A 22,404-nucleotide genomic window follows, 5' to 3' on the forward strand; every position below is an offset into this window, starting at 1 on the left:
CTCCCGCCCGGCCCCCGCCCGCCTCGACCCCGCCGCCCGCGAGGCCCTGGCCGGCGCCGCCGAGGACCCGCGCCGCCTGAGCGACGCCCAGGCGCTGGCGTTGTTCCACGCCGAGGGCCCCGCCCTCGACGCCCTGGCCCGCCTCGCCGACGACCTGCGCCGTGACACCGTCGGAGACACCGTCACCTACGTCGTCACCCGGAACATCAACTTCACCAACGTCTGCTACACCGGCTGCCGCTTCTGCGCCTTCGCCCAGCGCCGCACCGACGCCGACGCCTACACCCTCTCCCTGGAGCAGATCGCCGAACGCGCCGAGCAGGCCTGGGAGGTGGGCGCCGTCGAGGTCTGCATGCAGGGCGGCATCCACCCCGACCTGCCCGGCACCGCGTACTTCGACATCCTGCGCGCCGTCAAGGAACGCGTCCCCGGCATCCACGTCCACGCCTTCTCGCCCATGGAGGTCGTCAACGGCGCCACCCGCACCGGCCTGTCCGTGCGCGACTGGCTGACCGCCGCCAAGGAGGCGGGACTCGACACCATCCCCGGCACCGCCGCCGAGATCCTGGACGACGAGGTGCGCTGGATCCTCACCAAGGGCAAGCTGCCCGCCGACGCCTGGATCGAGGTGGTCACCACCGCTCACGAGCTGGGCATCCGCTCCTCCTCCACGATGATGTACGGGCACGTGGACGAGCCCCGGCACTGGCTCGGCCACCTGCGGACCCTGGCCCGCATCCAGGAACGCACCGGTGGCTTCACGGAGTTCGTCACCCTGCCGTTCATCCACACCAACGCCCCCGTCTACCTGGCCGGCATCGCCCGCCCCGGCCCCACCCCCCGCGAGAACATCGCCGTCACCGCCATGGCCCGCCTCCTGCTGCATCCGCTGATCCCCAACATCCAGACGAGCTGGGTGAAGCTGGGCACCGAGGGCGCCGCCGCGATGCTGCGCGCCGGGGCCAACGACCTCGGCGGCACGCTGATGGAGGAGACCATCTCCCGGATGGCCGGCTCCTCCTACGGCTCGCACCGCTCGGTGGCCGAGCTGCGCGCCATCGCCGAGGCGGCCGGCCGCCCCTCGCGGCTGCGCACCACCACCTACGGGGAGGTCCCGGCCGAGCGCGCCGAGGCCGCCCGCGCCGCCGACGGCCGCCTGCCGCGCCTGCTGCCGCTGCTGCCCGAGCCGGGGTCCCCGGCCCCCGGAGCCGCGCCACCCGGCTTCCCGGCACCCGCCCACGCCGCCACCGCCGTTCCCGGGGCCGAGGCGTGAGCGCCCCGGCCGGCGGCGCGATGTGGGGCCGCCCCGAGCAGCAGGACTTCCGCAGCCGGGTGCGCGGCTGCCTCCTCGGCGGCGCGATCGGCGACGCGCTGGGCGCCGGCGTCGAGTTCGACTCCCTGGCCGCCATCCGCGAGCGGTACGGCCCGGCCGGCGTCACCGACTACGTCCCCGCCTACGGGCGGCGCGGGGCCATCACCGACGACACGCAGATGACCCTGTTCACCGTGGACGGCCTCATCCGCGCCCACGTCCGCCGTGACACCGGCGCCTGGCACCCGCCCACCGACGTGCACGCCGCCTACCGCCGCTGGTACGTCACCCAGCGCGAGTGGGGCCCCGACGAGCGCCGCGCCCAGGACGGCTGGCTCGCCCGCCAGGAGTGGCTGTACTCCCGGCGTGCCCCCGGCCAGGCGTGCCTGAGCGGCCTCGCGGACGCCACGATGGGCACGGTGGAACGCCCCAAGAACCCCGACTCCAAGGGCTGCGGCACGGTGATGCGCTCCGCGCCCTTCGGCCTGCTGGTCGGCTGGGAGCCGCACCTGGTCTTCCAGCTCGGCGTCGAGTGCGCGGCGCAGACGCACGGCCACCCCACCGGCATCCTCGCGGCGGGCGCGTTCGCCGCGATCATCCACGCCCTGGTGCGCGGGGACGTGCTCGACGCCGCCGTGCAGAAGGCCCTCGCGCAGCTCGCCACCCGCCCCGGGCACGAGGAGACCACCGAGGCGCTCCAGAAGGCGCTGGGCATGGTCCGCCAGGGCCTGCCCAGTCCCGAGCGGGTCGAGTCGCTGGGTGAGGGCTGGGTCGCGGAGGAGGCCCTGGCCATCGCCGTCTACTGCGCGCTGGTCGCCGAGGACATGCGCCACGGCCTGCTCCTCGCGGTCAACCACGGCGGGGACTCCGACTCCACCGGCTCCCTGTGCGGCAACCTCCTGGGCGCCCTGCACGGGGAGACGGCCCTCCCGGCCCCCTGGCTGGCCGAGCTGGAGGGCCGCGCCACGATCCTCGAACTCGCGGACGACTTCGCCATGGAAATGACCCAGGGCCCCACCCTCCACAGCCCCGCCGACTCCTCCCCGGCCTGGCTGGAACGCTATCCGCGCACGTAAGCCCTGCCGGGGGACCGGCCACGGTCGCCGCGCCCCGCCGCCGGCCCGAGCGCCCTGGGCGGGCCGCCCCGCGCGGCAGCCTTCGGCCCACCCCGTTCCGCGGCCCGGTGGGCAGGAACCCCGTTCCGGCGTCCGCCGCGTCGGCCTGGCCGGGCCGGCTGAAGGCCGCCCGCCGGGCCCGCCCGGGCCCCCGGGGCCCGGCAGCCGAGGAGGCCCCCGCCCGGGGCCGCGCGTTCACAACAGCCGCAACTGGACCTCCGCGCGGCGCTGACGGGGGATCGCCGCGCCGACCGGGGCCAGGTCGCGGACCGGGTCCAGGAAGGGGGAGCGGCGGGCGGGGCGCGGCGCGCCGCCGTGGCGGGCGCGCTCCGCCGCGTGGCTGAGGAAGAGGTGCCGCTGGGCCCGCGTCATCCCCACGAACAGCAGCCGCCGCTCCTCCGCCTCGCCCTCCGGGTCGGGCTCGGCCCCGGGCCATCGCATCGGCAGCAGCCCGTCCTCGCAGCCGACGACGAACACCACGGGGAACTCGAGCCCCTTGGCGGCGTGCAGCGTCAGCAGCGAGATCCGGTCCGCCCTGGGGTCCCAGGTGTCCACCTCCACACCCAGCGCCAACTCGTCCAGAAAGCGCCCGAGTTCGCCCCCGCACCGCTCGGCCAGCGGCAGCAGCACTTCCACGGCCGCCGCAGCCTCCGGGGCCTCGCCCGCCGCCTCGGCCACGGCCCGCAGCCGCTGCGTCAACGTCCCTTCCAGCCCAGCCAGTTGGGCCACGGCCTCGGCCACCCCCGGCCGGTCCCGCAGCCGGTCGTGCGAGCGCTTCTGGAACGGCAGCCCGGCCCGGGTCAGCGCCTCCGCGACGGCCCGCGCCTGCCGGTCCGTGCGGTAGAGCACCGCGAAGTCCGAGAAGCCCAGGCCCGCTTCGCTGCCCTCGCCCGCCACCCAGCCGCTGTCCTTGGCGTGGAAGGAGGCACCGCCCAGCAGCTCCTCCACCGTCCGCGCCACGAACGTCGCCTCGGCCTGCTCGCCCGGCGCCCGGTGCAGCCCGACCGGCGCCCGTCCGTGGTCCCCGCAGGGCAGCAGCTCCCGCCCCGGCACCAGCGTCGAGGGCGCCACGGCCTGCACCGCCGCCGCCAGCACCGGCGCGCTGGAGCGGTAGTTGCGGCTCAGCCGCACCGTCCGCGCCCCGGGGAAGTCCTCCGCGAACCGCAGGAAGAACCCCACCTCCGCCCCCCTGAAGCGGTAGATCGACTGGTCCGGGTCCCCGATCGCGGTCAGGTTCCCGTCCGGCGGGGCGAGGTGCCGCAGCAGCCGGTACTGCCGCTCGTCCACGTCCTGGTACTCGTCCACCGAGATCCAGCGGTAGCGCTCCCGGTAGAGCGCGACCAGCTCCGGGTCCTCGTCCAGCAGCCGCAGCGGCAGCCCGATCAGGTCGTCCAGGTCCACCAGGTCGGGGCGGTGCCCCTCCAGCTCCTCCGCGATCCCGAAGTCCGGTACCAGACCGGCCCGTTCGTGCTGCTCCCGGAGGATGGACAGGCCGAGGGAGTGGAAGGTCGCAACGGTCAGCGCGCCCGCCTGACGGGGGATCAGGGCAGCCAGGCGCTCCCGCATCTCCTCGGCCGCGCGCCGCGTGAAGGTGATCGCCAGGCAGTGCTCCGGCGCGACGCCGTGCTCCGTGACCAGCCGCGCGATCCGGTGCGTCAGCGTGCGGGTCTTCCCCGTCCCCGGCCCGGCCACGATGAGCAACGGCCCCTCCCGGAACGCCGCCGCGGCCTCCTGCTCCGGGTCGAGGCCGCCGACGAACCCGCCCTGCGGCCCCGGCCGTTCTCCATCCGGCGCCGGAACGCCCGCTCTCCGCACGGCCGTTGCCTCTCCCGCCGCGTCACCAAGGGCGTTCACCCCGGGCCCCGGCTCGGCCGCCGGGGGTTCGGCCGCCGTGGGTCCGGGAGCCGCGACGTCGAAGAGCGCCGGCACGCTCACCGCCCCTAACCGCCCCAGCTCGCCCGGCTCGAAGAGGCGGATCGTTCCGTACTCCCCGTCGAAGCCCGCCTCCCGGATCACCTCGCCGCGCCGCAGCCGCGCCACCGCCTCTCCCAGCAGGGGGAGTTGGGCGCCGACGTCCTCGGCCGGAACCTCCTGGAGGATCGACAGCTCGGGGCCGAGCGAGGCCGTGAGCCGGTCGATCTGCCCCTGCACCCGCTTGCTCTTCGGGCCCACGCCCAGGATCTCGCCGACCACCTCCGGCAGCGGCACCAGGCTGCGGAACCCGGCGGCCCCCTCGGGCCGCACCGGCTCGGCCCGGTCCGCCAGCTCCTCCACCCGGCTGAGCACCCCGACCGTCAGCGGCTTCCCGCACACCGGGCAGATCCCGCCGTGCTCGCGGGTCTCCCAAGGGTCCATCCGCACCCCGCACTTGCGGTGCCCGTCCACGTGGTACTTCCCCTCCTCGGGGAAGAACTCCACCGAACCGGCGTGCCCCTGGCCCGTCTCCAGGGCCCGGCGGACCGCGAAGTAGTCCAGCTCCGTGTCGAAGAGCGTGGTCTCCCGCCCCAGCATCGGCGGCGAGTGCGCGTCCGAGTTGCTGACCAGGCGGTAGCGGTCGAGGCCGGAGATCCGCCAGTTCATCTCCGGGTCGCTGGACAGGCCGGTCTCCAGCGCGAACACGTGGTGCGCCAGGTCCGCGTAGCAGTCCTCGATCGCGTCGAAGCCCGACTTGGAGCCGAGCACCGCGAACCACGGCGTCCACACGTGCGCCGGGACCAGGTAGGCGCCCTCGCCGCACTCCAGCGCGATCTCCAGCAGGTCGCGCGAGTCCAGGCCGAGGATCGGGCGGCCGTCGGAGGCGATGTTGCCGATCCGCCCGAGCCTGCGGTTGAACTCCTCGGCGGAGGCGAAGTCCGGCATGTAGACGAGGTGGTGGACCTTGCGGGTGCGGTCGGCCCGCTTGTAGATCGTGGAGATCTCCACCGACAGCATGAAGCGCACCGGCCGGGCCGCCAGCGCTGGCGGCAGCCGCCGTGCGATGTCCGCGTCCAGCTCCTCGCGCAGCCGGAACAGGCCCGGCTCGGCCGGGAGCAGCGTGTCCTTGAGGTGCCGGAACCAGGCCGGGTGCGTGAAGTCCCCGGTGCCCACCAGGGTGATGCCCTTGCGCCGGGCCCACCAGGTCAGGTGCTCCAGGTCGCAGTCCTGGCTGCACGCCCGCGAGTACTTGGAGTGGATGTGGAGGTCCGCATGGAAAAGCACCCGCGGCATCCTCCCACAGCGCCGGGAGGCCACCGCACCGCGTCGGGGACGGCTTCGCCGAGCCTGTTGCCGGATGTGCATATTATTCGCGCGGACGGCCTGGCAGGATGTCGGGCACCTGTCACCCCCGACAGGCGGCCTTCGCTCGGTCGTGTCCGAATCCATTCCGAATACGTCCGAAAACATCCGCTCGAAGGCTGATGTCCGCTCACTCGTCCCCCGGGGGGAATCGTGTCCGACCCTAACCAGAACCCCTACCAGAAGGCCCCCGGCCCCGTGCCGCCCCCCGGCGCGGTCCCGCCCCCGGGCGCCGTCCCGCCGCCCGGCGCGATGCCCCCGCCCGGCCCGCCCGGCGCTCCCGGCTACGGCTACCCCCCGGCGGGCGCCGTTCCGCCCCCCGGCGCCGGCTTCCCGCCGGACCCGAGCGCGCCCTACGGCTACGACCGCACCGGCCGCCCGTTTTCCAGCAAGAGCAAGGTCGTCGCGGGAGTCCTGCAGATCGTCATCGGCGGCCTCGGCGCCGGCCGCTGGTACACCGGGCACTACGGCATCGCCGTCGCCCAGCTTCTGACCTGCGGCGGCCTGGGCATCTGGGCCCTGATCGACGGCATCATGTTCCTGGTGAACGACGACCGCACCGACTCCGAGGGCCGCGTCCTGCGGGGCTGAGCGCCATGAACCTCCGGGACCGCCCCGGCACCCGCCGGGTCCCCGCGACGCATCCCGCCGCCCCGCCGCTGGCCGCACTGGCGGCGGGGGCGGCGGGCGCCGCCTACCTGTGGGGGACGAACCCGCACGAGGGCGGCGCCCTCCTGCCCCGCTGCCCGGTCCACTGGGCCACCGGCCTGCTCTGCCCGGCGTGCGGCGCCACCCGGATGTGCTACGACCTCCTGCACGGCGACCTCACCGCCGCCTTCCACGACAACGCCGCGCTCCTCCTGCTCGGCCTCCCGCTGGCCCTGTGGCTCACCACCCGCTGGCTGACCGAGGGCCTCCGCGGCCACCGCTACCGCCCCCGCTTCACCACCCCAGCCGTCGCCGCCATCCTGACGACGGCACTGCTGTGGGCCGTTGTGCGCAATGTCGTGGGCTGAGCGCGGCGGCTGAGCGCCCCTCTTCCGCCGCCCGGCGGCCGGTCCCGCAACGCTTGCGGCCGTCGCCGCCCCGGCCCGGCGAGCGGGACCGCGCAATGCCTCTGGCGGATGGCGCGCCGACGCCGGCCGGCCGCTCCCCGGCCACCGCCGGTCCGGCCCGCCCCCGTCCGGGGCAGGATGGACCGGGAACCCACCCGGGACCCGGCCCCCCGGACCCGGCCGCCGTCGCCTGCGGCGAGGCCGGGGCGGCCGTGTCGCGGACGCCGGCCTGGGCACCCCCTCGCCGGCCCGGGCACCCCCTCGCCCGTGCGAGGCCCGCATCGAGAGGAGCAGACGCCATGACCGCCGCCCCCGGCCCCACGCACGTGGTCCGCATCGAGTACTGCGTGCGCTGCCGGTGGCTGCCGCGTGCGGCCTGGCTGGCGCAGGAGGTGCTGACCACCTTCGAGGCCGACCTGGCCGAGGTCGCGCTCGTGCCCGGGACCGGCGGCGTGTTCCGCGTGACCGTGGACGGCGAGCAGGTCTGGGACCGCGCCGACCAGGGCTTCCCGGAGCCCAGCCCGATCAAGCGCCTGATCCGCGACCGCGTCGCCCCCGGCCGTTCCCTCGGTCACTCCGAGGCGTAGCGCCCGGCCGGACGCCCGGCCGGACGTCCGGCCGGACGTCCGGCTCAACGTCCGGCGCGGCGCCCGGCTCAACGCCCGGACGGACAGGCCCTAGCCGACGATCCGGTCCAGGCCCGTCAGGTCCGCCGACAGCTTCCACAGCCGCGCCGCCTCCGCCGCGTCCGTCGCGTGGGGCCGCACGCCAGGGCCGGGGCCCTCGTCCTCGTTCTCGGGCGCGATGTCGCAGTCCTGGCAGTAGACCCCGCCCATCCCCGCCAGCCGCGGCGACGTGGCCACCCACACCTGCGTGGCCGCGCCCTGCTCGGGCGTCTTGAAGTCGGGGTTGACGTGGTTCCCCGCCTCGTCGATCCAGCCCCGGTCCACCATCTCCTCCGTGCTCATGTGCCGCTGGAGCGGCGTGAGGATGGGCCCCGGGTGCAACGAGAACGCCCGCACCCCCACCCCGGCCCCCAGCCGGTCCAGGTGCCGCGCGAACAGGGCGTTCGCCGTCTTCGACTGCCCGTACGCCAGCCACCGGTCGTAGCCGCGCTCGAACTGCACGTCCTCCCAGCGGATGCCGGACATCCGGTGCGCCGCCGAGGACACCGCCACCACCCGCGCCCCGCCGCCGTGCGCCAGCGCCGGCCACAGGTGCTGCGTCAGCGCGTAGTGGCCCAGGTGGTTCGCCGCGAACTGGAGCTCCCAGCCCCGCCCGACCCGCACCTCGGGGCAGGCCATGACGCCCGCATTGTTGATCAACATGTCGATCCGGCGGCCCGAGGCCAGGAAGCGGCCCGCGAAGTCCCGCACGCTGGAGAGGTCGGCCAGGTCCAGGTCGTCCACCTCCACGCCGGGCAGCGCGCCCACCGCCGCCTCGGCCGCCTCCCGCCGCCGCGCCGGAACGACCACGGCCGCCCCCGCCCCGGTCAGCGCCCGCGTGGTCTCCAGGCCCAGACCCGAGTACCCGCCGGTCACGATCGCCAGCTTCCCGGTGAGGTCAAGGCCGTCGAGGACCTCCGCCGCCGTGCTCCTCGCCCCGAAGCCCGAGCCGATCTTCTGCTGTGGAGTCGCCTGTGGAGTCGCCATGGCACGCGAGGCTAGGCGCTGGAGCACACTCGAAGGCAAGCCCCGCCCCTGGCGTTGACCCCGGCGTCAAGCCGTACGGTCGGGCACGAGTACGGAAAACGCCAGAAGGGAGCCGGCCGTGCGCATCGGAGAGCTGGCGGCCCGCGCCGGGACCACGACCCGCGCGCTGCGCTACTACGAGTCCCGAGGGCTGCTCGCGGCCCGCCGCGACGCGAGGGGCTACCGCACCTACGGCGAGGAGGACCTGCGGCTGCTGCGGCAGATCCGCACGCTGCAAAACGCGGGGTTCGGACTGGAGGAGACCCGGCCGTTCGTGGAATGCCTGCGCGCCGGGCATCCGACGGGCGACTCCTGCCCGGCCTCGCTGGAGGTCTACCGCGAGAAGCTGGCCGAGCTGGACGCTCACATCGCGCGCCTGAGCGCCGTCCGCGAGCTGGTGCGCGAACGCCTGGCCGACGCCGATGCCGGCGCCGCCGCGGACTCGGCACCTGCCCCGCCTCCGGCCCCGCGCTGCGCCCTGTGGCCCGCCTGACCGGGCCCGGCCCCGCCGAACGCCCCACCACCGAGGAGTCCGCCATGTCCGGAACCGCCCACGCCGCCATCCCCGCCGTCACCGATGCCGACTTCGCCGCCGAGGTGCTGGCCTCGCCCCTGCCCGTCCTCGTGGACTTCACCGCCTCCTGGTGCCCGCCCTGCCGCATGATCGCCCCCGTGCTGGCCGAGATCGCGGCCGAACGCGCGGACTCGCTGGCCATGTTCAGCCTCGACGTGGACGCCAACCCCGCCAGCGCCGCCGCCCACGGCGTCCTGTCCATGCCCACCCTGATGCTTTTCGTCAACGGCGAGGCCGTCCTCTCCCTCGTCGGCGCCCGCAGCAAGCGCCGCCTGCTGGACGAACTCGACCAGGCCCTCGCCCCCGCCGTCTGACGCAGCCGGGCCCGGCCGACGGAACCTCCCCGGGCCGCACGTGGCCGCCGAGGCGTGACCGACGCCATGATGGACCCCGGCAGACGGCCACGACGAGGAGGACCGCAGTGGAGCCGTTGCACCCGGGGGACCCTTCCGCGGTCGGCCCGTACCGGCTGCTCGGCCGGCTCGGCGCGGGCGGGATGGGCCAGGTGTTCCTGGGGCGCGCGCCCGCCGGAACGCTCGTGGCGGTGAAGGTCGTTCGCGGCGAGCTGGCCCGCGAGCCGGACTTCAGGCGCCGCTTCCGCACGGAGGTCGCGGCCTCGCGCCGGGTCGGCGGGACGTGGACCGCGCCCGTGCTCGACTTCGACACCGAGTCGCCCATCCCCTGGGTCGCCACCGGGTACGTGGCCGGGCCGCCGCTGCGGGAGGTGGTGGAACGCCACGGGCCGCTGGCCGAGCACTCGGTATGGGCCCTGGCCTACGGCCTGGCCGGCGCCCTGACGGCCGTCCACGGCAGCGGGCTGATCCACCGCGACCTCAAGCCGTCCAACGTGATGGTGACGCTGGAGGGCCCCCGGGTCATCGACTTCGGGATCGCGCGCGCCGTGGACGCCAGCGCCATCACGCGCACGGGCGCGATGGTCGGCTCGCCCGGCTACATGCCGCCGGAGCAGATCAAGGGCGAGGCCGTGACGGGCGCGGCGGACGTGTTCGCGCTGGGGGCGGTGCTGGCGTACGCGGCCACGGGCGTCTCCCCGTTCGCCTGGGACGGGGCCCATCTCCACACGGTGCTCTACCGGGTGATGCACGAGCCTCCCCAGCTCGGCCCGCCGGACGGGCTGTTGACGGGCGAGTTACGGGCCCTCGTCGCCCGCTGCCTCTCCAAGCAACCCGGCGAACGCCCGTCCCCCGAGGCGATCGTGCCCGCGGCCCGTCGCCTGGCCGGGACCGCGTTCTGGCTGCCGCCGGAGCTGACCACGCGGCTGCGCCAGAACGCGGCGGCCCTGCGCACCCTGGACGAGACGCCCCCGGCGCTCCCGCCCGTGGCCCCCGACCGCACCACCTACGTCTCCGGCGTCTCCAAGCCGCCGCCGCTCCCGGCCTACCCGCCGCCCGCGCCCGCCTCCGGGCGCCGCCGCGGGCGTTACGCCCTCGCCGCGGGGGCCGGGGCCCTCGCCCTGGCCGCCGCCGCCTGGCTGGTGGTGGCCAACGCGGGGGAGGGCGAGGCCGGCCCCCGGGCGGATCACCGGCCCACGCCGACGACCGGGTCCGGTCCGGCGGACCTGCGCAGCGTGGGCGTCCTCACCGTGCACGTGGCCGATCGGCACCCGCCGGTCCTCTTCCTGGACGAGGCCGGCAGTGATCCCGCGGGCTTCGAGGTGGAACTGGCCGAGGAGATCGGTGAACGCCTGGGCGTGGAGGTCGAGTTCTCCGATGCGGGCGACGACGAGCTGGCCGCCGGGGCCGCCGTCACCGAGGGCGCCGAGTCCGCGACGCACCTCGCCATGGCGGACTTCACCGACAGCTCGGAGACGCGCGCCGAACTGGGCGTGGACTTCGTGAACCACTACGCGAACGGCTGGGCCGTGATGAGCGATGCCCCGGGGCTCTCCGGAGATCTGTCGGAGTTGTGCGGCACGACGGTGGCCACGTACTCGGACCGGGACATGGTGGGGCGCCTCCAGCGGCTCACCGAGGACTGCCCGGAGCCGGTCGAGGTGGCCGGGTTCGGCTCCCGCGACGAGATGGCCGCCGCCGTCCGCGAGGGCGAGGCCGAGGCCGCGTTCCTCCTGTACTCCCAGGCGGCTGCGTACCGCGCCGACAACCCCGACAGCGGCATGAACGTCGCCTTCGACCGGCAGTACGCGGGCCCCCGCGGCATCGCCGTCCCCTCCGGCCAGGAGGCTCTCCGCGAGGCCGTCTTCACCACCCTCACCACCCTCTTCGAGGACGGCACCTACGCCGCCCTCCTCGACCGCTGGAGCATCCCCGAAGCCGCCCTCGACACCCCGGACATCAACGCGGGCGGCTGAGGCCGGGGCACCGCCTCGGCAGCTAGCAGATTGCAAGCAATGCGACTAGAATCGTTGCATGGCTACGCTCTACGTCCGGGACTTGTCCGACGACGCCCTCGCCGAGCTGAAAGTAAGAGCCGCCCGGAACCGGCAGTCCCTTCAGGCGTACGCCCGGACCCTGCTGGAGCAGGAGGCGGCCACCCCGACCACCGAGGACGTCATCGCGCGCATCAGGGAGCGGGTGACTGCCCGGCTGTCCACGGGCGAGGTCCTGTCCGACATCGACGCCGGACGTGAGCGCACGTGATCGTCCTGGACGCAGGGGCCGTGGTGCATCTCATCGCCGATGCCGGGCCCGTGGGAGAGGCCGTGCGCAAGCGCGCCGAATCGGAGCGCCTGGCCGCGCCGTACCTGCTGGACGTGGAGGTGGCCTCGGCCCTGCGCGGTCGCCACCGCGGCGGCAAGCTGACCGACGCGCAGCTCGACGTCGCCTGGGACTTTTACGCCCTCCTGCCTCTCCGGAGGATGGAGCACCTGCCGGTCCTGCCACGCGTCCGCGAGCTGTGGAGCGACCTCTCGCCCTACGACGCCACGTACGTCGCACTGGCCGAAGGGCTCGGCGTCCCTCTGATCACCAGCGACGCCCGCATCGCCCGGGCCGGCCGGGCCAGGTGTCCCGTCGAGGTCTTCACCGAGCCGTCCGCCTGAGCGGCTTCCCCCAGCGGGCGGTCGGCCGTGCCGCGCGGTCGGCGGGCGGCGTTGGGGCCCAACTTCCCTTTTCTTCCGATGAGTTGGAGGCTCCTGGGCGTACCCCTTTCCGGCCCGCCGCTTCGTTCCAGCGGTTACCATGGCCGTCGGGTGATCACCCCGAATCACCCCTCGGGGACCCGTCGTCGGGCCCGCCGTGCGGGGTTCTCCGATGCCTTCGCCGTCGCAGGCCGGGAGCCCGGGGTGCCGGCTCCGGCCGGGGCCGTTCCGCCGCCCCGGCCCAGGGCGTTCCTCCGCACCTCACCGAACCTCCCGTACCTCCGGAAAGGATTCCGCCGTGCACGCTCTGGTCCTGGACCGCCCGGGCTCGCCCGACACCCTGCGGCTCGCCGAGCTGCCGACTCCCGAGCCCGGCCCCGGCCAGGTGCGGATCAGAGTCGAGGCCGCCGCGCTGAACCCGGTGGACTACCAGGTCGGCGGGGGCGGGCACCCCGACTGGTCCTGGCCGCACGTCCTCGGCCTCGACGTGGCCGGCACCGTGGACGCCCTCGGCGAGGGCGTTGGCCACGTGACCCTCGGCCAACGCGTCGCCTACCACGGAGACTTGCGCCGCCCGGGCGGCTTCGCCGAATACGCCCTGGCGGAGGCCGACGCCCTGGCCCCCGTCCCCGAGGCCCTCGACGCGGCGACGGCCGCCGCCCTGCCCTGCGCGGGGATGACCGCCTACCAGTGCGTGGTGCGCCGCCTGCACGTCACCGGCGAGGACACGGTCCTCATCACCGGCGGCGCGGGCGGGGTCGGCGGCTACGCGGTGCAGCTCGCCGCCCTGGCCGGCGCCCGCGTGATCGCCACCGCCTCCGCGCGCAACGCCGAGCACGTCCGCAAGCTCGGCGCCGACGAGGTCATCGACTACCGCGGCGAGGACGTTCCCGCGCGCGTGCGCGAACTGACCGGCGGCCGGGGCGTGGACGCGGTGATCGACACCGTCAGCTCCGAGTCCGCCACCGCCAACCTCGCGCTGCTGGCCCACGGCGGCGGCCTGGCCTCCGTCGCCGGCCGCCCCGACCAGCAGGCGGTCCCGGCCTTCACGATCGCGCCCTCGCTGCACGAGATCGCGCTCGGCGGCGCCTACAGCCACGGGGACACCCGCGCCCGCGTGGACCTGTCCAGGATGCTGAGCGAGCTGTTCGCCCTGACCGCGGACGGCCGCCTGGACCCGATGCTGGCCCGCACCCTCACCCTCGAAGAGGTCCCGGCCGGGCTCACCGAGCTGGCCTCCCGCCACGTCCGCGGCAAGCTCGTCCTGTCCTTCGCCTGAACCTGCCTGCCCCGCCCCGGAATTGTCTCCTTTCCGCCCTTCGAACGCCCCGGCCCCGCGCCTACCGTGAGCGAGGGGACCGCCACCGCACGTCGGCGGTCCCCTCGGCACGGCAGGCGCACATCCGGCAACAGCCGAAAGCACCGGCGAGCCCGAAAAAGGGGGCGGTCCTGTCATGGGCGAAGTGTCCACGAAAGGCGTCTGGACGCGCGTGAGCGTCGACGCCACGATGTTCACCGGCCTGAACACCAACTACCTGCGGTGGGGCGACCAGCCGGAGGGAAGCCGCAGCGGCTACCTCTTCCGCGGCGGCAAGAAGGAGGCGAAGCTCGACGGCACCGAATTCGTCCTCGGCACCTTCACGCACTACAACTTCCCCATCACGCTGGCGTACGACCAGTTCTACGCCTATCTCGACGTGGACGTGACCTTCGAGGACGGGACCAGCGCCTACCTCCCCTCGCTGCGCTTCCACCACCACGAGACGCCCAACGTCGGGGACCGCCAGGAGGACATCGTTCTCCTGCCGACCATCGACACCGACCGGACGGTGAAGGCCGGCGGCGAGGAGTACGTCGTGCGGATCACCGGCTTCACGCAGGGCGACGTGCGCCACCTCCCGCGCTTCACCAGCCCCGAGAGCAAGCGCAACAGCGCGGACGTCAAGGCCCTGTTCGCCCGCCTCAACCAGCCGAACAGCTACATCTCCCACGTGCAGACGTCCGGCCACGCCGGCGAGTACGTCGAGATCCTCAACGGCGGCGACCAGTCCCACGACCTCTCCGGCTGGACCCTGACCGCCGAGGACTCGGGCCACAGCTTCACCTTCCCGGACGGCGCGACGGTCCACTCCGGCCACCGCGTGCGCGTCTACACCAACGAGGCGCACGACGAGTACGGCGGCTACTCCTACGGCCACGACCGCCCGGTCTGGAACAACCAGGGCGACACGGCCATCCTGGAGGACGCCGACGGCACCATGATCTCCGTCTTCCCGTACGGCGGTTAGCCCCGCCGCGAGGACGCCGGGCGGCGCACGCGGGCTGCGCGCCGGTGCTGCCCGCCCGGCGGCCGGGTACCGTGGACGGCCGGTGAGGGCGACGCAGGCTCCGGGGGGCCCGATGGCGGGGGAAACGCTGGCGGCGGGCGGCGGCGACGAGGTCCACCGGCCGGTGATGCTGGACGAGGCCGATCCCGGGGACGCGCGGGCGCTCGCGGAGCTGCGGGCCGACGCGCGGATCGCGTTCCGCGACCTCCGGGCGGGCCTGCGGGCCGAGTTCGATGCCCTGGCCGCCCCGCCGGAGCTGGGGGAGGGGCCGGAGGCCGACCGGTGGGTCCACTATCCGTGGCGCAGGGCGGTCGTGGCGCTGCCCGGGCCCCGGCTGCTGCGGGCGGTCCGCCTGGACCGCAACCGCAATAAGCTCACGCGGGAGGAGCAGCAGCGGCTCGCGGCGCAGACCATAGGCGTGGTCGGGCAGAGCGTCGGGCACGCCGTCGCGCACGCCCTCGCCATGGAGGGCACCTGCGGGCGCCTGCTGCTGGCCGACTTCGACGCCATGGAACTGACCAACCTCAACCGGGTGCCCGGCACCCTCTTCGACGTCGGCGTCAACAAGGCGGTTGCGGCGGCCCGCAGGATCGCGGAGCTGGACCCCTACCTCCCGGTCACCGTCTTCCCGGAGGGTCTGACCGACGCCAACCTCGATGCCTTTCTGGACGAGTTGACGATCGTCGTGGAGGAATGCGACTCCCTGGACGTCAAGATGGCCGTGCGCGAGGGCGCCCGCCGCCACCGGCTGCCGCTGCTGATGGAGACCAGCGACCGGGGCCTGCTCGACGTGGAGCGCTTCGACCTGGAGCCGCAACGGCCGCCTTTCCACGGCCTGTTGGGCGATACCACCGCCGCCGCGATGCGCGGCCTTTCCACCCGGGAGAAGGCGCCGTTCGTCGCGCGCATCCTGGATGCCCGGGGCCTGTCCGCCTCGATGGCCGCGAGCCTGGTCGAGATAGAGGCCACGCTCTCCGGCTGGCCGCAGCTCGCGGGCGACGTGCAGCTCGGCGGCGCCCTCGTCGCCGCCGCGGTCCGCCGCATCGGGCTCGGGCAGCCCCTGCCCTCCGGCCGCACCCGGGCCGACCTGGACGCCTGCCTCAACGCCCTGGCCGAGCCGGAGGCGCCCGCCGAGCCCGCGTGGCCCGAAGAGGACCCGGAGGAGGAGCCGTCCGGCGCGGTCGCCGCGGTGCTCGCCTGCGCCCGGCGCGCGCCCTCGGGCGGCAACGCCCAGCCATGGACGTTGTCCCACGACGACTCCGCCGTCACGATCGCCCTCGACCCGCGGCGCACCACGGCCATGGACGTCGGCCTCCGCGGCAGCGCCCTGGCGATCGGCGCGGCCCTGTACAACGCCCGCGCAGCCGCCGCCGCGCACGGCCTGCGCGCCGAGGCCGACGTGACCACCGCCGGCCCGGCCCCGCTGACGGCCGTGCTGCGCCTGCGCCCCGTCGAGGACCCCGACCCTGACCTGGCCCAGGACCACCCCGCCCTGCTGGCCCGCCACACCAACCGCCGCCCCGGCGACGGCACGCCCCTGGCCCCCGGCACGCCGGAGGCCCTGGCCGCGGTCGCCGCCGCGTCCGGCGCCCGCCTGCACGCCCTCACCGCCCGCCCCGCGATCGAGGCCGCCGCGGCCCTGCTCGCCGCCTCGGACCGCGTCCGCTACCTCACGCCCCGCCTGCACGCCGAGATGTTCGCCGAGCTGCGCCTGCCCGGCGAGGACCCGCGCACCGGCCTCGACCTGCGCACCATGGAGCTGACGCCGGACGAGCGGGCCAAGCTCGACATCGGCCGCCGCGCCGACGTGATGGCCCGCATCCGCGCCTTCGGGGGCGGCGCGGCCCTGGGCGACTACACCCGCGACCGCGTCCTCGGCAGCGCCGCGGTCGTTGCCCTCACCCTCCCCGTGCCGCCGCCGCACGACGATCTCCCGGCCCACGCCCGCGCGGGCGAGGCCCTTCAGCGGGTCTGGGCCGAGGCTCAACGCCGGTCCCTGGCCGTCCAGCCCGTCTCCCCGGTCTTCCTCTTCGCCCGCACGCCCGGCGAACTCCACCTCCTCGCCCCGGAGTTCGCGGACGAGCTCGCCGCCCTCCAGCGCCGCCTCCTGACCCTGCTGACCATCCCCGGCGACGAGGCCCCCGCCCTCCTCCTCCGCCTGAGCAACGCCCCGCCCCCCACCGTTCGCAGCCGCCGCGTGATCTGAGCCACACGCTGTCACGTCCGCCGGGCCCCCGGTGTCATGTGGCCGAACCCCCCGGGACGGAGAAGCCCGGGAACGGCAGAGGAGACACCATGGCGGAGAACACCGAGGTGGTCGTGATCGGCGGCGGGTACGCCGGGGTCATGGCGGCCAATCGCCTCACGCAGCGCGAGGACGTGTCCGTGACGCTGGTCAACCCGCGTGCGGCCTTCGTCGAGCGCCTGCGCCTGCACCAGCGCGTGGGAGGGTCCGACGACGCGCTGGTCGACTACCACGAGGTCCTGTCCGGCCGCGTCCGGCTGGTCGTCGACACCGTCACCCGCATCGACGCGCACGGCCGCGCGGTGGAGCTGGCGCGGGGCGGCACGCTCGGCTGGGACTACCTCATCTACGCGGTGGGCAGCGGCAGCGCCGCCCCGGACGTGCCCGGGGCGGCCGAATTCGCCTACCCCATCGCCACCTTCGAGGAGGCCGAGCGGCTGCGCCCGGCCCTGGACGCCGCGCCCGCGACGGCCCCGGTGACCGTCGTCGGCGCCGGCCCCACCGGCATCGAGACCGCCGCCGAGCTGGCCGAGGCCGGCCGCAAGGTGACCCTCGTCTGCGGCGGGGCGCTCGGCCCCTACCTGCACGCCCGGGGGCGCCGCTCGGTGGCCGCGAACCTGGCCCGGCTCGGCGTGACCGTGCTCGACGGCCCCGGCACCCGCGTCACGGCCGTGACCGCGGACGCCGTGCGGCTCGGCGACGGACGCGAGGTGCCCAGCGCGGTGACCATCTGGAGCGCCGGGTTCGGAGTCCCGGACCTGGCCGCGCGCAGCGGCCTGCGCACGGACGCCCTGGGCCGCCTGCTGACGGACGAGACGCTGACCAGCGTGGACAACCGCCGCATCGTCGCCACCGGGGACGCCGCCGCGCCGTCCGGCCTGCCGTTCCGGATGGGCTGCCAGTCCGCCGTGCAGCTGGGCCCGCAGGCCGCCGAGACCGTCCTCAGCCGGATGGCCGACCGGCTGCCCGCGCCCGTCAGCGTCGGCTTCGCCGGCCAGTGCCTCAGCCTGGGCCGCCGCGCGGGCCTCTTCCAGTTCGCCCGCAGGAACGACATCGCGATCGGGGTCCACCTCGGCGGGCGGCCGGGCGGCAGGCTGAAGGAGTTCGTGCTGAAGACCACCGTCAAGCATCTGACGGAGGAGGCGCGCAAGCCGGGCGCGCGCAAGCGCTGGATCGAGGAGGACTCGCGCCGCGAACTGCTGCGGGCCCGTGCCGGCGAGGCCCCGGCCGGTGCCGCCACCCCCGCCCCGGCCTCCTCCGAAGGGACGGCCTGAGCACCGTGCCCGACCACGCCACCGACCCGGCGACCGAGGTCTTCCTCGCCCACCGCAACCTGCTGTTCACCGTCGCCTACGAGATGCTCGGCTCGGCCGCCGACGCCGAGGACGTCCTCCAGGAGACCTGGCTGCGGTGGGTCGGGGCCGACCGGTCCGAAGTCCGCGACCAGCGCGCCTACCTGGTCCGGATCACGACCCGGCAGGCGCTCAACCGCCTGCGCACGCTGAAACGCCGCAAGGAGGCGTACGTCGGCTCCTGGCTCCCCGAACCCCTGCTCACCGCCCCGGACGTGGCGGAGGACGTCGAGCTGGCCGAGAGCGTCTCCATGGCGATGATGCTCGTCCTGGAGACGCTCTCGCCCACCGAGCGCGCCGTGTTCGTGCTGCGCGAGGTCTTCGAGGTGGGCTACGACGAGATCGCCGCGGCCGTCGACAAGACCCCCGCGGCCGTTCGCCAGATCGCCCACCGCGCCCGCCGCCACGTCGAGGCCCGCCGCCCCCGCCGGGCCGTCCCCGCGAGCGTGACCCGCGCCGCTCTGGACTCGTTCCGCCGCGCCCTCGAAACCGGGGACCCGCAGGCCCTCCTGGACATCCTGGCCCCCGACGTGGTCCTGATCGGCGACGGCGGCGGCATCAAGCGCTCCGCCCCCCGTCCGGTCACCGGCGCCGACAAGGTCGCCCGCTTCCTGCTCGCCGGCCTCGGCCGCAACCAGCTCCCCGTCGCCGTCGCCACCACCGTCTTCAACGCCGGCCCCGCCCTCCTCGTCCACCTCGACGGCGAGATCGACGGCGTCATGGCCTTCCGCGTCGAGAACGCCCGCATCACCGGCCTCTATTACGTCCGCAACCCCGAGAAACTCACCCGCATCACCTCCGAGACGCCCCTCGCCCTGCGCTGACCCCCCAACGGCCCCGCCCGGGCTACCCTGGCCGACGAGCGGCGGCAACGCGCCCCGGGCGGCGGGCCGTTGCGGGGGAGTGGCGGGAGCACCGGTCGCGGGGGGACACATGACCGAGGAGCAGCGGCAAGACCACGGGGCGGGCCTGCGCGCCTGGGCCGCCGTCGCCGTGCGGCAGGCGCACGAGCTGTGGCCTCACGCGCGGAACGAGGCCCACGCCGGTGCCCTGCGGCTGGTGATCGAGCATCTGACCACCGTCGAGCGGCTGTTACCGGCCGACGACCCGGCGAGGGCGGCCGTTGTCCCCTGGCTCGGCCTGCTGCTGCGGGCGCGGCTCGCGGGCCGTCCCGAGGCCGGCCCCGGGGAACTGGAGGCGGCGCTGCGCCACCTGCGGTGGACCGACCGGGCCAGGCCGCTGAACGACCGCCTGGCCGTGGCGGCCCGGAGCAACCTGGCGGGACTCCTCGTCCCCCGGGGGATTCCCCCGGAGGCCCGCGCCGGTTCCTGGCCGCCGGCGCGGGCCGCCGCCTGGCGCGAGCGGCTGACGGAGGCGCTGAACGTCCTGGCGCGCGTCGTCGCGGGGGACCTGTCGGCGCGGGAGCGGGTGCTGCCGGTGATGGAGCGCGTCGCGGCGCTGCTGTCGGCGCTGCCCGGCCCTCCCGGCCCTCCTGAGGAACGCCCGCCGTCGCCGTCGCCGTCGCCGTCGCCGTCGCCGTCGCCGTCGCCGGAGGCCGGTGCGGGTGCGGGTGCGGCCATCGCGCCTCCCCCTGAGCCCGGGGCGGAGGCTCCGGACGAGGCCGTCCGGGAGGTGGCCGCCTGGGCGAGCCGTGACCCGGTCCGGTTCACGCGCCTGCTGGCGTGGCTGTGCGTCACCGTGAACGGCCCGTCGGCCCCCGCGCCCGACGCCGCCCGCGAGCTGGCCGAACTCGGCCTCGGACGCCCCGGGTTCGCGCCGCTGCACGACCTGCTCGCCGCGCTCAGGACCGGCGGCCAGGACCCCGGAACGCTCGCCGGCCGCCTCCGCACCACCGCGCGGGCGGCCAGGCAAGCGTTGCTCGACCTGCCCGAGGACGCGGCCGAACGCGTCCGGCTGGGCAAGTTCCACGCGGCCCTGCTCGTTCAGGCGAACCTCCGGATGCCCGAGACGGCCGACTTCGCCGAGGTGGACGCGGCGGCCCTGCGGCTCGACCCCGATCCCGCGGCGCGCGCCGCCTGGCGCGGGGAACTGAGCCTGGAGCTGATCCTGTCCGTCTCCATCGACAACCTGTGGGTGTCGAACGGCGAGATCGCGCGCCTGGAGCGCAGCGCGGCCTGGCTGCGGCAGTGGATCGACGCCCTCCCGGAGGACGGCGCGCCCGCCGCGGCGGCGCGGCGGTTCCTCAGCGGCTTCCTCGCCCACCGCCTCGCCACCGCCGCCCGGCTCGAAGGCAGCCTCCAGGACGGCGTCGCCGCCCTGGCCCTGGCCGAGGGGCTGCCCGCCGGCGAGGATCCGGGGGACGTCCTGCCGTTGCTCGGACTCCTCACCGGGTTCCAGGTCGCCCGCCGCAACGGGGACCGGGCCGCGTACGCCCGCGCGAACGAGGACCTGATCCGGACGCTGAGCGAGCGGTACGCCGCCCCCGCGCCCGACGCGGGCAGCCGCTTCAGCATCACCGTCATGCTGGGCCAGGCCCACGGCGAACGCGCCGCCCGTACCGGGGAGGAGGCCGACCGCCGTGCCGCGGCCCGGTACTTGCGGGAGGCGGCGGAGATCGATCCGGCCACGGTCCCGCCCCTGTTCGCGCCGTACTTCGCCGGCGTGCGGGCGCAGTTGATGACCGAGCTGGCCAAGGCCGACCCGCGCCGGGAGGTCGTGGACCGCGCCGTCGCGGAGGTCCACCGGGTGATCGGGGAAGGGCGGACGTTCCCCCGGGAGGAGGCCATGCTGCGGCTCGGGCTCGGCCAGGCGATGCTCCGCGCGACCACCCGCCGCGACGACCTGAGCCTGCTCGACCCGTGCATCGCCGAGCTGAGCCGCGTCCGCGCCCTGGCCGCCGAGGGCCACGGCCCGCCGCTGAACGCCGAGGTGCTGACGCAGCTCTCCGCGGCCTATTGGACGAGCGCGATGACCGGCGGCGGGCGCGCGAGTGAGGACCGCGAGGCGAGCCTGGCCACCCGCCGCGAGGCGCTGGAGACGATGGCCGCCGACGTCCTCGGCCAACTCGGCGCCGAGCACGCCCTGTCGGCGGCCCGTTCCGCCACCGCCCACGTGCTGTGGCTGGCCCTGCGGCGCGCCGAGGACGGCCGCCCCGCCGAGGCCGTGGAGGCGCTGGAGTTGGGCCGCGCCTTGGTGCTCCAGACGGCCGCTGCCTCGCACGGCGTGCCGCGGCTGCTGGCGGACGCGGGTCACGCCGACCTGGCCGAGGGGTGGGGCGCGCAGGCGCCGCGCCACCCGCTCCAGCCCGGGAGCGTCCCGGGGGCCGAGCTGCCGAGCAGCCCGCGGCGCAGGGCGCTCGCCGCCCTGGGGGCCGGACGCGGCGCGGGCGCCCGGGAGGTGCTGGGCACCCCGGACGTTGCCGGGCTGACCGCCGCGCTGGCCGCCTCGGGCGCCGATGCGCTGGTCTACCTGGTCCCCGGCGAGGGCTTCTCGCCCCACATCCCCGGCCGCGCCCTGGTCCTGCGCCCCGGCGGCGCCGAGCCGGCCGTGCTCCCGCTGCCGCTGCTGCTCTCCCCCGGGAGCCACCAGCTCGCGCGGTACCTCGCCGCCGCGGCCGACCGTTCCCGCGAGGGCGCCGACCCGGCCGCGGCCGAGGCGGAGTGGCGGGCGGCGCTGGGCGAGCTGTGCGACTGGGCCTGGCCCGCCGCCATCGGGCCGGTGCTCGCCTCCCTGGGAGCCCTCGGCCGGCCGCCGCGGATCGTGCTGATCCCCTGCGGCCCGCTCGGGGTCGTTCCCTGGCACGCGGCGCGCGACTCCGTCCTGCTGGGAGGACACCGGTACGCCTGCCAGGAGGCCGTGTTCAGCTACGCCCCGTCCGGGGCGCAGTTCGTGCGCGCCGCCGCCCGCGGCCGGCTGGCCGCCGACGGGGGACGGGTGCTGGTCACCGACCCGCGGCTGGACCTGGTGTGGTCCGAGTTCGAGACGGAGGCGCTGCGTTCGGCCTGCTACCCGGACGCCCTGCGCTACGGCGAGTTCGTCGCGGCCGAGGGCGTTCCGGACGCCCCGGGGAGCTGCGAGGACCTGCTGGCCGTGCTGCCGGGCGGGACCCGGCCGGCGGCGGTCGTGCACGTCTCCTGCCACGGCGTGGCCGGTCCGAGCCCGACCCGGTCGGCGCTCTCGCTGGCCGACGGCGAGCTGACCGTCGCCCGCATCCTCGACCACGCCCCGGCGGCGGCCCCCGGCCGGAACGGCCCGCTGGTCGTGCTCAGCGCCTGCGAGACCGACCTGACCGGCGGCGACCACGACGAGGCCCTGACCCTCTCCACGGCCCTGGTCGCCCGTGGCGCGGCCGACGTGGTGGGCTCCCGCTGGGCCGTCGACGACAGCGCGACCGCGCTGCTGATGGCCGTCTTCCACCACTTCCTCACCACCCGGTCCC

Annotated in this window: 18 protein-coding genes; 16 read left to right on the forward strand and 2 right to left on the reverse strand. The window is 75.7% G+C overall.

What is annotated here, in order from left to right; all coding sequences use genetic code 11:
• A partial coding sequence (gene cofH, locus RM780_RS26180; protein WP_311633378.1) for a 5-amino-6-(D-ribitylamino)uracil--L-tyrosine 4-hydroxyphenyl transferase CofH occupies window positions 1-1,273 on the forward strand: 1,273 nt, incomplete at its 5' end.
• Between the two features lie 20 nt (window positions 1,274-1,293).
• Window positions 1,294-2,388, forward strand: a complete 1,095-nt coding sequence (locus RM780_RS26185) for an ADP-ribosylglycohydrolase family protein (RefSeq protein ID WP_311633394.1) — start codon at window positions 1,294-1,296, stop codon at window positions 2,386-2,388.
• A 234-nt stretch (window positions 2,389-2,622) separates the two neighbouring features.
• Here RM780_RS26185 and RM780_RS26190 read toward each other — a convergent pair whose 3' ends face one another.
• The gene (locus RM780_RS26190) at window positions 2,623-5,625 is read right to left on the reverse strand and encodes a UvrD-helicase domain-containing protein (RefSeq protein WP_311633379.1); all 3,003 of its coding nucleotides are present in this window, start codon (window positions 5,623-5,625) and stop codon (window positions 2,623-2,625) included.
• Between the two features lie 231 nt (window positions 5,626-5,856).
• Between RM780_RS26190 and RM780_RS26195 the strand changes: the two genes are divergently transcribed.
• The 3 genes from RM780_RS26195 (at window position 5,857) to RM780_RS26205 (ending at window position 7,345) form a co-directional block, all read left to right on the forward strand.
• On the forward strand, window positions 5,857-6,294 hold the full coding sequence (locus tag RM780_RS26195) for a TM2 domain-containing protein (protein ID WP_394813086.1): 438 nt from the start codon (window positions 5,857-5,859) through the stop codon (window positions 6,292-6,294).
• Between the two features lie 5 nt (window positions 6,295-6,299).
• Window positions 6,300-6,719 carry a DUF2752 domain-containing protein gene (locus RM780_RS26200; protein ID WP_311633380.1) on the forward strand — a complete coding sequence of 140 codons (420 nt, stop codon included), beginning with the start codon at window positions 6,300-6,302 and terminating at the stop codon, window positions 6,717-6,719.
• A gap of 338 nt (window positions 6,720-7,057) precedes the next feature.
• Entirely contained in the window at window positions 7,058-7,345 is a 288-nt protein-coding gene (locus RM780_RS26205; RefSeq protein ID WP_311633381.1) for a SelT/SelW/SelH family protein, read from the forward strand.
• 90 nt (window positions 7,346-7,435) lie between these two features.
• On the opposite strand, the gene RM780_RS26210 is transcribed toward RM780_RS26205, so the two are convergent.
• The gene (locus tag RM780_RS26210) at window positions 7,436-8,410 is read right to left on the reverse strand and encodes an SDR family NAD(P)-dependent oxidoreductase (protein WP_311633382.1); all 975 of its coding nucleotides are present in this window, start codon (window positions 8,408-8,410) and stop codon (window positions 7,436-7,438) included.
• 118 nt (window positions 8,411-8,528) lie between these two features.
• Here RM780_RS26210 and RM780_RS26215 point away from each other — a divergent pair, with 118 nt between their 5' ends.
• From RM780_RS26215 to RM780_RS26265, 11 genes are all read left to right on the forward strand, one after another.
• On the forward strand, window positions 8,529-8,942 hold the full coding sequence (locus RM780_RS26215; RefSeq protein WP_311633383.1) for a MerR family transcriptional regulator: 414 nt from the start codon (window positions 8,529-8,531) through the stop codon (window positions 8,940-8,942).
• Window positions 8,943-8,986: 44 nt separating this feature from the next.
• Window positions 8,987-9,337 carry a thioredoxin gene (gene trxA / locus RM780_RS26220; RefSeq protein WP_311633384.1) on the forward strand — a complete coding sequence of 117 codons (351 nt, stop codon included), beginning with the start codon at window positions 8,987-8,989 and terminating at the stop codon, window positions 9,335-9,337.
• Between the two features lie 107 nt (window positions 9,338-9,444).
• Window positions 9,445-11,352 (forward strand): serine/threonine-protein kinase, encoded by a 1,908-nt coding sequence (locus RM780_RS26225; protein WP_311633385.1) that lies wholly within the window; start codon window positions 9,445-9,447, stop codon window positions 11,350-11,352.
• A 58-nt stretch (window positions 11,353-11,410) separates the two neighbouring features.
• On the forward strand, window positions 11,411-11,641 hold the full coding sequence (locus RM780_RS26230) for a FitA-like ribbon-helix-helix domain-containing protein (RefSeq protein ID WP_311633386.1): 231 nt from the start codon (window positions 11,411-11,413) through the stop codon (window positions 11,639-11,641).
• Window positions 11,638-12,042, forward strand: coding sequence for a type II toxin-antitoxin system VapC family toxin (locus RM780_RS26235; RefSeq protein ID WP_311633387.1), 405 nt, complete (start codon window positions 11,638-11,640; stop codon window positions 12,040-12,042). Before RM780_RS26230 ends, RM780_RS26235 begins: the two co-directional genes overlap by 4 nt.
• 337 nt (window positions 12,043-12,379) lie before the next feature.
• Window positions 12,380-13,360 carry a zinc-binding dehydrogenase gene (locus RM780_RS26240; RefSeq protein WP_311633388.1) on the forward strand — a complete coding sequence of 327 codons (981 nt, stop codon included), beginning with the start codon at window positions 12,380-12,382 and terminating at the stop codon, window positions 13,358-13,360.
• A 175-nt stretch (window positions 13,361-13,535) separates the two neighbouring features.
• The gene (locus tag RM780_RS26245; protein ID WP_311633389.1) at window positions 13,536-14,369 is read left to right on the forward strand and encodes a lamin tail domain-containing protein; all 834 of its coding nucleotides are present in this window, start codon (window positions 13,536-13,538) and stop codon (window positions 14,367-14,369) included.
• 112 nt (window positions 14,370-14,481) lie between these two features.
• Window positions 14,482-16,614, forward strand: coding sequence for an Rv1355c family protein (locus RM780_RS26250; protein ID WP_311633390.1), 2,133 nt, complete (start codon window positions 14,482-14,484; stop codon window positions 16,612-16,614).
• A gap of 89 nt (window positions 16,615-16,703) precedes the next feature.
• Window positions 16,704-17,927, forward strand: a complete 1,224-nt coding sequence (locus RM780_RS26255; protein ID WP_311633391.1) for an NAD(P)/FAD-dependent oxidoreductase — start codon at window positions 16,704-16,706, stop codon at window positions 17,925-17,927.
• 5 nt (window positions 17,928-17,932) lie between these two features.
• A complete protein-coding gene (locus RM780_RS26260; protein WP_311633392.1) occupies window positions 17,933-18,829 on the forward strand; it encodes an RNA polymerase sigma-70 factor in 897 nt (298 codons plus the stop codon).
• 109 nt (window positions 18,830-18,938) lie between these two features.
• On the forward strand, window positions 18,939-22,404 hold a 3,466-nt coding region (locus RM780_RS26265), incomplete at its 3' end, for a CHAT domain-containing tetratricopeptide repeat protein (protein WP_311633393.1).

It is taken from the genome of Streptomyces boetiae, assembly GCF_031845405.1.
GTDB lineage: Bacteria > Actinomycetota > Actinomycetes > Streptomycetales > Streptomycetaceae > Streptomyces > Streptomyces boetiae.

What these genes read in the sequence shown, in the direction of transcription:
- RM780_RS26185 (WP_311633394.1), top strand. Translation starts at nt 1,294, where the DNA reads ATGTGGGGCCGCCCCGAGCAGCAGGACTTCCGCAGCCGGGTGCGCGGC.
- RM780_RS26200 (WP_311633380.1), top strand. Translation starts at nt 6,300, where the DNA reads ATGAACCTCCGGGACCGCCCCGGCACCCGCCGGGTCCCCGCGACGCAT.
- RM780_RS26205 (WP_311633381.1), top strand. Translation starts at nt 7,058, where the DNA reads ATGACCGCCGCCCCCGGCCCCACGCACGTGGTCCGCATCGAGTACTGC.
- RM780_RS26210 (WP_311633382.1), bottom strand. Translation starts at nt 8,410, where the DNA reads ATGGCGACTCCACAGGCGACTCCACAGCAGAAGATCGGCTCGGGCTTC.
- trxA (WP_311633384.1), top strand. Translation starts at nt 8,987, where the DNA reads ATGTCCGGAACCGCCCACGCCGCCATCCCCGCCGTCACCGATGCCGAC.
- RM780_RS26230 (WP_311633386.1), top strand. Translation starts at nt 11,411, where the DNA reads ATGGCTACGCTCTACGTCCGGGACTTGTCCGACGACGCCCTCGCCGAG.
- RM780_RS26245 (WP_311633389.1), top strand. Translation starts at nt 13,536, where the DNA reads ATGGGCGAAGTGTCCACGAAAGGCGTCTGGACGCGCGTGAGCGTCGAC.
- RM780_RS26250 (WP_311633390.1), top strand. Translation starts at nt 14,482, where the DNA reads ATGGCGGGGGAAACGCTGGCGGCGGGCGGCGGCGACGAGGTCCACCGG.
- RM780_RS26255 (WP_311633391.1), top strand. Translation starts at nt 16,704, where the DNA reads ATGGCGGAGAACACCGAGGTGGTCGTGATCGGCGGCGGGTACGCCGGG.